This window comes from Kitasatospora sp. NPDC057936, assembly GCF_042887525.1.
GTDB lineage: Bacteria > Actinomycetota > Actinomycetes > Streptomycetales > Streptomycetaceae > Kitasatospora.
Map to the genome: position 1 here is coordinate 1 of NZ_JBHVPD010000178.1, position 8,876 is coordinate 8,876.

Genomic DNA, 8,876 nt, shown 5'->3' on the forward strand with positions numbered 1-8,876 from the left:
GCGGAGGCCGAGGTCATGACGGCTTCGGTGCGCAGGGGGTTGATCTCGGAGACGGCGCCGACGAGCGTGGTCTTGCCGACACCGAAGCCGCCCGCCACGACGATCTTCGCTGACGTCGTGGCGCGGGCGGGTCCGTTAGAGCTTGCGAAGTCCACTGAGGACCCTTTCGAGCAGCGTGACGTCGGGCGTTCCGCCCGACTCGCCCGCGGCGGCGGGCTGGTGGATGGCGACGAGGCCGGCCTCGGCCAGGTCGGCCACGAGGATGCGGGCGACACCGAGCGGCACGCCGGCCAGTGCGGAGATCTCCGCGATGGATTTGACCTCACGGCAGAGGTTGACGATCCGGGCGTGCTCGGGCAGCAGGCCGCCGGTGCGCTCGGCCGATCCCGTGGTCGAGATCAGGGCCTCGATGGCGAGCTGGTAGCGGGGCCGGGTCCGGCCGCCGGTCATCGCGTACGGGCGGACCAGCGGCTGCTGCTCGTAGCCGTCGGACTGCTGCCCGCCGTAGCCGCTGCCGTACCCGCTGCCGTACGGGCCGGCGGGTGTCGAGGGCGGGGTCATGGGTCCTCCTTGTGCTGCGGCCTCGGGCAGCAGGTTCCAGCTGGGGCGTTCCAGCTGAGGCGGGATCAGCTGCCTGAGGGTAGCTGAGGGTCGAGCGCCGGGACCGGTCGGGTCGGACCCGGCGGGGAGGTGGGACGGTGGATGGGTGGGTGCCGTGCGGCCCCCGGTCAGTGCAGGAGACTGCCCTGGAGTTCTGCGCGGAGTGCGGGGGTGAGGACGGCGCCTGCGCGGTCGACGAGCAGGGCCATCTCGTAGCCGACGAGGCCGATGTCGGAGTCGGGGGCGGCCAGGACGGCGAGGGCGGAGCCGTCGCTGACGGCCATGAGGAACAGGAAGCCCCGTTCCATCTCGACGACGGTCTGGTTGACCTCGCCGCCCTCGAAGATCCGGCTGGCGCCGGAGGTGAGGGAGGTGAGGCCGGAGGCGACGGCGGCGAGCTGGTCGGCGCGGTCCCGGGGGAAGCCCTCGGACATGCACAGCAGGAGGCCGTCCGCGGAGACCACCACGGTGTGGGACACCCCGGGGGTGTTGTCCACGAAATTGGTGATCAGCCAGTTCAGGTTCTGTGCGGCCTGGCTCATCTGGTTCAACTCAACGCTCCTGGTGATCTGCGCCGTTGCCGTCGCTCCGGCCCCCGAAACTATCGAACCCGGGCTGCTGGGCACCATGCTGGAAGCCGGGCCGGCCGGGCTGGCCGACCTGCTCCGCGCCCGCCCGGCGGCCCTGCTGGATGCCGCGGCGGAGGTTGGTCAGCCGGCCGCGCACCTCCTCGGGGGCCCGGGAGACCTGGGGACCGGTCAGCGGGGAGGCCTCGGCGGTGCCGGAGACCAGGTTGGCCTGCGGGGTCCGCCGGGGGAGGCCGGACATCGTGACGCCGCTGGTCGAGGGCTCCCGTACCTGCTCCGCGCGGCGCCAGCGCTCGTCGTTGGCCGACGGACGCCACGGGGCGTCGCCCTCACCGGGCTGCGGCTGGCCCTGGGGGACCTGCTGCTGCGGCGCGGCCTGCTGGCCGGGCTGGCCCTGGGGGGCCTGCTGCCGGGGCGGACGGCCCTGGGGCTCCTGCCGGACCTCCGGCGCCGACGTGCCGGGGCGGCGCGGCTGGTACGCCGGCGGCCGGGCGTCCTGCGCGGCCCACGGCTGCTGCCCGGCGCCGCCCTCGGACGAGCCGGTCGGCAGCGCCATCGGCTCCTGGCGGACGGGCTCCGGACGGGCCTGCTCCTGGCGGACCGGCTCCGGGCGCACCGGGTTCGGCACGTTCGGCAGCACCGGCTCGACCAGGCCGAGGCCCAGCGGGTCGCGCGGGTCGATCTGGCTGGCCTCGAAGCGCGGGCGGGCGAACTGCTGGGTGCTCTCGACCGGGGCCGGTTCGGCCGGCGGGAGCTGGGCCTGCGGGGCCTGCTGCTGCGGGAGCTGCGGCTGGCGGTCGCGCTGCGGCGCGTCCGGGCCGGGGCGCTGCGGACGGCGCGGGGCCTGCGGACCCTGGCCGCCGGGGCCCTGCGGACCCTGCGGACCCTGGCCGCCGGGACCCTGGGGACCCTGCGGACCCTGACCGCCAGGGCCCTGCGGGCCAGGGCGGCCGGGCTGGCGGCGCTGCGGCAGGCCGTCCTGCGGGCGGTTGCCCGGGCGGGCGCCCTGGCGCGGCGCACCCGGCGCACCGGGTGCACCCGGGCGGCCGTGCTGCGGCTGCTCGCCGGTGCGGGGACCACCGTTCGGGTCGCCACCGGGGCGCGGGCGCTCCTGCCCGGGGCGGCCGGGCGCACCCTGCGGTCCGCCGGGCTGACCGGGCTGACCGGGCTGACCGGGGCCACCGGGCTGGCCGGGGCCGCCGGGCTGCTGGCCGCGGCGGGGCAGGCCGGGGCCGCCCTGCGGCGGGCCCTGGCGGCCGGGGCCGCGCTGCGGCAGGCCGCCCTGGGCCGACTGCTGCGGCTGCTGAGCCTGCTGGGGCTGCTGCGGCTGCTGGCCCGGCAGACCCGGCTGACCCTGCGGGACGACCGGGTTCTCGCGGAGCGCCTTGCCGACCTGACGGGTGGGCAGGCCGCCGGTGCGTCCGCCGGGCGCACCGGGAGCGGTCGGGGCACCCGGCGCCGCCGGGGCGGCCGGACCGCCCTGGCCGAGCTGCGGGCGGCCCTGCGGGGCACCGCCGGCCGGGCCCTGGCCGAGCGCGGCCGGACCGCCCTGGCCGGCCGGCATCTGGCGCTGCTGGCGCGGCGTCGGGGCGACCCCGCGCTGCTGCTTGGCCTGCGCCGGACCGGGGCGGCCGGCGGTGCGGCGGTCGGCGGAGTTGGTGACGTCCACCGGGAGCATGACGAGCGCGGTGGTGCCGCCGGAGTCGCTGGGGCGCAGCTGGATGCGGATGCCGTGTCGCAGGGACAGGCGGCCGACCACGAAGAGGCCCATGCGGCGGGAGACGGAGACGTCCACCGTCGGCGGGTTGGCGAGGCGCTCGTTGATCTCGGCGAGGTCGTCGGGGCTCAGGCCGATGCCGGTGTCGTGGATCTCGACCAGCACGCGGCCGTCGGGCAGCGCGTGGCCGGTGACCCGGACGCGGGTCTGCGGGCTGGAGAACGAGGTGGCGTTCTCCAGCAGCTCGGCGAGCAGGTGGACGAGGTCGTTGACGACGCGGCCGGCGACCTCGGCCGACGGCACCGCGGCGAGTTCGATGCGCTCGTACTGCTCCACCTCGGAGGCGGCGGCGCGGAGCACGTCGACCAGCGGGACGGGGCGGGTCCAGCGGCGGCCCGGGTCCTCGCCCGCGAGGACGAGGAGGTTCTCGCCGTTGCGGCGCATGCGGGTCGCGAGGTGGTCGAGCTTGAAGAGGTTGGCGAGCTGGTCCGGGTCCGCCTCGCGGCTCTCCAGCTCGGAGATGAGCGACAGCTGGCGCTGGATGAGGCCCTGGCTGCGGCGCGAGAGGTTGGTGAACATCGCGTTGATGTTGCCGCGGAGGAGGGCCTGCTCGGCGGCGAGGCGGACGGCCTCGCTGTGCACCATGTCGAACGCGTGGGCCACGTGGCCGATCTCGTCCGTGGAGTCGACGGCGACGGGTTCGACGGTGACGTCGACGTCGTGCGGGTCGCTCTCGGAGAGCGTCTTGACCAGCTCGGGCAGCCGCCGCTCGGCGACGTCCTCGGCCGCGGCCTGCAGGCGGGTCAGCGAGCGCACCATCGAGCGGGCGATCAGACCGGCGCCACCGAGGGCGACGAGCAGCACGAGGGCGACGGCGCCGGCGATGATCAGGGCGTCGGTGTCGGCCTGGGACTGGAGGTCCTGGGCCTTTCCGTCCAGGTTCTCCAGCAGCTTGGACTCGATCCGCTGCTCGGCCTTGATCTTGGCGGTGGCCTTCTCGTACCAGTCCTTGTAGCTGACCGGGTCGGTCTGGTGGATACCGCTCTGCTGGAGGATCGAGCGCGAGTAGCGGTCGGCGTCGGCGACGACGTTGTTGTAGCTCAGCTGCCCGCGCAGGTTGTCCAGGTCGTGCGCGGTGTAGATGTTGTTGAACGTCGTGAGCGCGTTGTCGTACGTCGTGCGCAGGCGGATGCCGAAGGACTCGTCGCTCAGGCTGAGGTCGGGGGCCTTGGGGTTGGCGAGCGCGGCGCTGATCAGCGCGCGCTGCTGCGAGGTCGCGTCCTTGGCCAGCGAGAACTGCTGGAGCGCGCGGGTCGCGACGACCAGGTCCTTGTTGTTCGACGCGAGCGCTATGTCCTGGGTGATGGACAGCAGGTCGCGGATGATCACGTCGTACGCGGTGATCGTCGACTGGATGTTCTGGTTGTTCTGGTACGGCGTGTTGCGCGCGTCCGAGATCGAGTTGAGGTCCTTGCGGATCTGGAACAGCAGCGCCTTGCCGCCGGAGAGTTCGAGGTTCTCGAACTTGTCGGAGGAGGCGGTGAAGGTCCGGCTCAGGTCGTCGGTGGTCTTGCGCGCGGAGACGATGTCGTCGTCCAGCGGGTCGCTCGGCCGGTTGGTGATCGGGCCGGCGCTGATGTCGCGCTCGGTCTGCAGCGCGTCGGCGAGGTTGGTCGCCTTCTTGGCCAGGTCGGACAGGTTGGCCATCTGGGCGAGCTGCTGCGAGGCCTGCATCGAGGTCTGGATGCGCAGGCCACCGAGGACCAGCGAGACCAGGACGGGCAGCGCGAGCAGCGCGATCAGTCGGGTCCGGATCCGCCAGTTGCGCATCGCGAGCCGGCTCAGACCGGTGGCGCGGCGCCTGGTGAGGGACGTGCGGAGCTTGTCGCGGGCGGATTTCCGGTCCTGGCTGTCCTGCTCCGGGCGGCCGGTGCCCTCGGGCGTCGGCGGTTCGGCCGGGCCACCGGGGGCCGCCGCCGGCTGGGGGGCTGCCACAGGCTCGCGCGACTCCGGGTTCCCCGCGGCGCCGCTACCCCTCTTGAAACGTCCCTGCACTGGCGTCGCAACCTCTGGACCGGGCGTCCCGCCGCGTTGCCACGGCCTGGACGGTGTCGAGTTTCCATCCGCACCCCGGCCGGTCCGGGAGAGCGGGCACCGGGGTGGACTGCTCCCTACCCACGGTCCGTGGCATTCCAGCACAGCGAGGGAATCCCAACAAGGGCCGCCGGGAACCATCGGTCACGGCTACCGACCGCGTGCGCGGTTTCACGGACTGTGCGGTAACCGGACCGGAATACCGCCTTTTTCGGACACTCGTCCGATACATGCCAACGGGACCCTAGATCGACAAGAGTCGCAGACCTGCTGGAATGCCCGGTATCGGTGTTTTGTCGGGAAATCCCGTTCCGGCGAAATGTCGGATATCGGAGATTTGCAGACCTATTTGTGAGCAAAATCACAGGCGAATGTGTAGCTTTGGTCACGGTCCCTGTGGAATGAGATCTCGTAACCTGGCTGCATCCGGAGCACGGCCCCGATCAGCCTGCCCAGAATCCCTCCGAATCAATCGGACTCACTCAGGCCGTGCCGCCGCCGTCGTGGCGCGCCCGGCCGCGAACACGAGGTGCTGACTCGATGTCCCAGGCGAAGAAGGCCACCAAGTCCACGCTGCCCTGCCGCTCCACGGCGAACCCGCGCCGGACCACGCTGGCCTCGGTCGAGGACTTCAGCAAGATCCCCGGCGCCCGCAAGCCCGAGGACAAGGCCGTCACCTACTCGACCGACCTGCCCGGCAACACCGCGAACCCGCGCCGCACCCAGCTGATGGTCGCGCCGGTGGCCGTCCCGCAGGACTGATCCCGCCCCGCGCCGCGCGAAGGGCGCCGCAGCCGTCGAACCGGCCGCGGCGCCCTTCGCGTTCGCGCGCCGGGACCGCCGGGCCGGCCACGCCCGGACGGCGCCCGCGCCGAACGGGCCCGAAGCGGCCGGGGGAGGGCCCACGCGATAGCCTGGTCGACGATTGACGGGGCCGCGCCCACGCCGGGCGGGGCGCCCACCAGCGCCCGGGGGCGCCCCGGGCGGCCGACGAAGCGAGGGGTAGCCCAGCCGTGCGCATTGCGAGGTTTTCCGTCCGGGAAGGGAGCCCTGCCGCCGGCAGCGTCTCCTTCGGCGTCGTGGAGGGGGACCCGGCCCGGCCGGAGTCGCTGGTCGTCCACGCCCTGGCCGGCCACCCGTTCGGCCAGCCGCAACCCACCGGCGAGAGCTACCGCTTCCAGGACGTCCGGCTGCTCAGCCCGATGCTCCCCAACAAGATCGTGGCGGTCGGCCGCAACTACGCGGCCCACGCGGCGGAGATGGGCGGCGGCGTCCCGGACGTCCCGCTCACCTTCTTCAAGCCGTCCACCTCGGTGATCGGCCCGACCGAGAGCATCGCCTACCCGCCGTTCTCCTCGGACGTCCACCACGAGGCCGAACTCGCCGTGGTGATCGGCCGGATGTGCCGCGAGGTCCCGCTGGAGCGGGTGCCCGAGGTGATCCTCGGCTACACCTGCGCCAACGACGTGACCGCCCGCGACGTCCAGCAGCGCGAGGGCCAGTGGGCCCGGGCCAAGGGCTTCGACACCGCCTGCCCGCTCGGCCCCTGGATCGAGACCGACGTCGACCCGGGCGACCTCGCGATCACCTGCACGGTCAACGGCGAGCTCCGCCAGAGCGGGCGCACCTCCCAGATGGTCCGCTCGGTGGCCGAGCTGATCGTCCACATCTCCGAGGCCATGACGCTGCTGCCCGGCGACGTCATCCTCACCGGCACACCCGCTGGGGTGGGCCCCGTCAACGTCGGCGACGAGGTCGCCGTCTCCATCGAAGGCATCGGCACTCTCGCCAACAAGGTGATCAAGCGTGGCTAACACTGACCCGGCCGTCCGGGTTCGCTTCTGTCCCTCCCCGACCGGCAACCCCCACGTGGGCCTGGTCCGCACCGCCCTCTTCAACTGGGCCTACGCCCGCCACAACGGCGGCACGCTGGTCTTCCGGATCGAGGACACCGACGCGGCCCGCGACTCCGAGGAGTCGTACGAGCAGCTGCTCGACGCGATGCGCTGGCTCGGCTTCGACTGGGACGAGGGCCCGGAGGTCGGCGGTCCGCACGCGCCGTACCGCCAGTCGCAGCGGATGGACATCTACGCGGACGTCGCCCGCCGCCTGCACGAGGCCGGCCACGCCTACCACTGCTACTGCAGCACCGAGGAGCTGGACGCCCGCCGCGAGGCCGCCCGCGCGGCCGGCAAGCCCTCCGGCTACGACGGGCACTGCCGGGACCTGACGGACGACCAGGTCGCCGTCTACAAGCTGGAGAAGCGCGAGCCGATCCTGCGCTTCCGGATGCCCGACAAGACCATCGCGTTCGACGACCTGGTCCGCGGCACGCTCAGCTTCGAGCCGGAGAACGTGCCGGACTACGGCATCGTCCGGGCCAACGGCGCCCCGCTGTACACCCTGGTGAACCCGGTCGACGACGCCCTCATGGGCATCACGCACGTGCTGCGCGGCGAGGACCTGCTGTCCTCCACCCCGCGCCAGATCGCGCTGTACGAGGCGCTCGCCGGGATCGGCGTGGGCACCGGCGCCACCCCGCGCTTCGGCCACCTGCCGTACGTGATGGGCGAGGGCAACAAGAAGCTCTCCAAGCGCGACCCGCAGGCCTCGCTGAACCTGTACCGCGAGCGCGGCTTCATCCGCGAGGGCCTGCTCAACTACCTGTCCCTGCTGGGCTGGTCGCTGGCCGACGACCGCGACATCTTCGACACGGACGAGCTGATCGCGGCCTTCGACATCGCGAAGGTCAACTCCAACCCGGCCCGCTTCGACCTGAAGAAGTGCGAGGCGATCAACGCCGAGCACGTCCGCAAGCTGGCCCCGGAGGACTTCGTCCGCCGCCTGGTGCCGTACCTGCAGGCGCCCGGCCTGCTGCCGGCCGAGCCCACCGCCGAGCAGCTGGACCTGCTCGCCAAGGTGGCGCCGCTCACCCAGGAGCGGATGGTCGTGCTGAGCGAGATCGTCAACATGGCCGGCTTCCTCTTCGTCGACCCGGCCGACTTCGCGGTCGACCCGGACGACGCCGCCAAGGCGCTGACCGCGGACTCCCGCCCGGTGCTGGAGGCCAGCATCAAGGCGCTGGAGGAGCTCGGGGACTTCACCCCGGAGCCGATCCAGGCCGCGCTGCGCGAGGCGCTGGTGGAGGGGCTGGGCATCAAGCCCAAGTTCGCCTTCACGCCGCTGCGGGTGGCCGTCACCGGCCGCCGGGTCTCGCCGCCGCTGTTCGAGTCGATGGAGCTCCTCGGCCGCCCCGAGACGCTGCGTCGCCTGCGTTCCGCCCTGGACGCCCTGCCGGCCGCCTGAACGGGCCGCTGAGCACGCCCGCGGGCCCGGCCTGGTGCCGGGCCCGCGGCGTACCCGGAGGTCATCCGTCGGCCCCCCGGACGCTGCCTGGGGTTATCGATTTTGGAGCCAGGGCAGACGTCGGGTAATGTTCTTTCTGCGCCGCCCGGGAGGGAACGGACGAGGGAGCGAAAGCCCCCCGGCCGGGACCGAGCGAGAGGCGCAACGCCTGAGAGGATCCGACGAGGGTTCAACTCTGGTGGGGTATGGTGTAATTGGCAGCACGAGTGATTCTGGTTCATTTAGTCTAGGTTCGAGTCCTGGTACCCCAGCGCAGTACCGCAGTAACAGCACCACCGCAGGACAAGTGAAGATCAAGCCCCCGTTGTGTAGCGGCCTAGCACGCTGCCCTCTCACGGCAGTAGCGCCGGTTCGAATCCGGTCGGGGGTACCAGAGCAGGAAGCCGGTGGGCTCGCCCACCGGCGCTTGCTTTGTGTTGGGGTATGGTGTAATTGGCAGCACGAGTGATTCTGGTTCATTTAGTCTAGGTTCGAGTCCTGGTACCCCAGCCAGAAAAGGAAGGCCCCGGTTT

6 protein-coding genes, 3 tRNA genes and 1 pseudogene are annotated in these 8,876 nt (G+C 72.5%); 6 read left to right on the forward strand and 4 right to left on the reverse strand.

Going from position 1 to position 8,876, the window contains the following annotated elements:
* The 4 genes and pseudogenes from ACFVU9_RS44890 to ACFVU9_RS44905 all read right to left on the reverse strand — a co-directional run.
* Nucleotides 1-155 (reverse strand): annotated as a pseudogene (locus ACFVU9_RS44890) (ATP-binding protein); the annotation flags it as partial.
* The gene (locus tag ACFVU9_RS44895) at nucleotides 136-561 is read right to left on the reverse strand and encodes a DUF742 domain-containing protein (protein ID WP_030248215.1); all 426 of its coding nucleotides are present in this window, start codon (nucleotides 559-561) and stop codon (nucleotides 136-138) included. The pseudogene ACFVU9_RS44890 and the gene ACFVU9_RS44895, both read right to left, overlap by 20 nt.
* 167 nt (nucleotides 562-728) lie before the next feature.
* Complete coding sequence (locus ACFVU9_RS44900) at nucleotides 729-1,142, reverse strand: roadblock/LC7 domain-containing protein (protein ID WP_030248297.1); 414 nt, start codon at nucleotides 1,140-1,142, stop codon at nucleotides 729-731.
* 10 nt (nucleotides 1,143-1,152) lie between these two features.
* Complete coding sequence (locus ACFVU9_RS44905) at nucleotides 1,153-4,899, reverse strand: nitrate- and nitrite sensing domain-containing protein (RefSeq protein WP_387603775.1); 3,747 nt, start codon at nucleotides 4,897-4,899, stop codon at nucleotides 1,153-1,155.
* 639 nt (nucleotides 4,900-5,538) lie between these two features.
* Here ACFVU9_RS44905 and ACFVU9_RS44910 point away from each other — a divergent pair.
* The 6 genes from ACFVU9_RS44910 to ACFVU9_RS44935 all read left to right on the forward strand — a co-directional run bounded on the left by ACFVU9_RS44910 (nucleotide 5,539) and on the right by ACFVU9_RS44935 (nucleotide 8,856).
* Nucleotides 5,539-5,760, forward strand: a complete 222-nt coding sequence (locus tag ACFVU9_RS44910) for a hypothetical protein (protein ID WP_380448663.1) — start codon at nucleotides 5,539-5,541, stop codon at nucleotides 5,758-5,760.
* Nucleotides 5,761-6,011: 251 nt separating this feature from the next.
* On the forward strand, nucleotides 6,012-6,812 hold the full coding sequence (locus tag ACFVU9_RS44915) for a fumarylacetoacetate hydrolase family protein (RefSeq protein ID WP_380448665.1): 801 nt from the start codon (nucleotides 6,012-6,014) through the stop codon (nucleotides 6,810-6,812).
* The gene (gltX, locus tag ACFVU9_RS44920) at nucleotides 6,805-8,304 is read left to right on the forward strand and encodes a glutamate--tRNA ligase (protein ID WP_380499460.1); all 1,500 of its coding nucleotides are present in this window, start codon (nucleotides 6,805-6,807) and stop codon (nucleotides 8,302-8,304) included. The genes ACFVU9_RS44915 and gltX overlap by 8 nt, the downstream gene beginning before the upstream one ends.
* Before the next feature lie 239 nt (nucleotides 8,305-8,543).
* Nucleotides 8,544-8,615 (forward strand) — tRNA-Gln (locus tag ACFVU9_RS44925).
* A 46-nt stretch (nucleotides 8,616-8,661) separates the two neighbouring features.
* Nucleotides 8,662-8,737 (forward strand) — tRNA-Glu (locus ACFVU9_RS44930).
* Between the two features lie 44 nt (nucleotides 8,738-8,781).
* A tRNA-Gln gene (locus tag ACFVU9_RS44935) sits at nucleotides 8,782-8,856 on the forward strand.
* Nucleotides 8,857-8,876 lie beyond the last annotated feature (20 nt).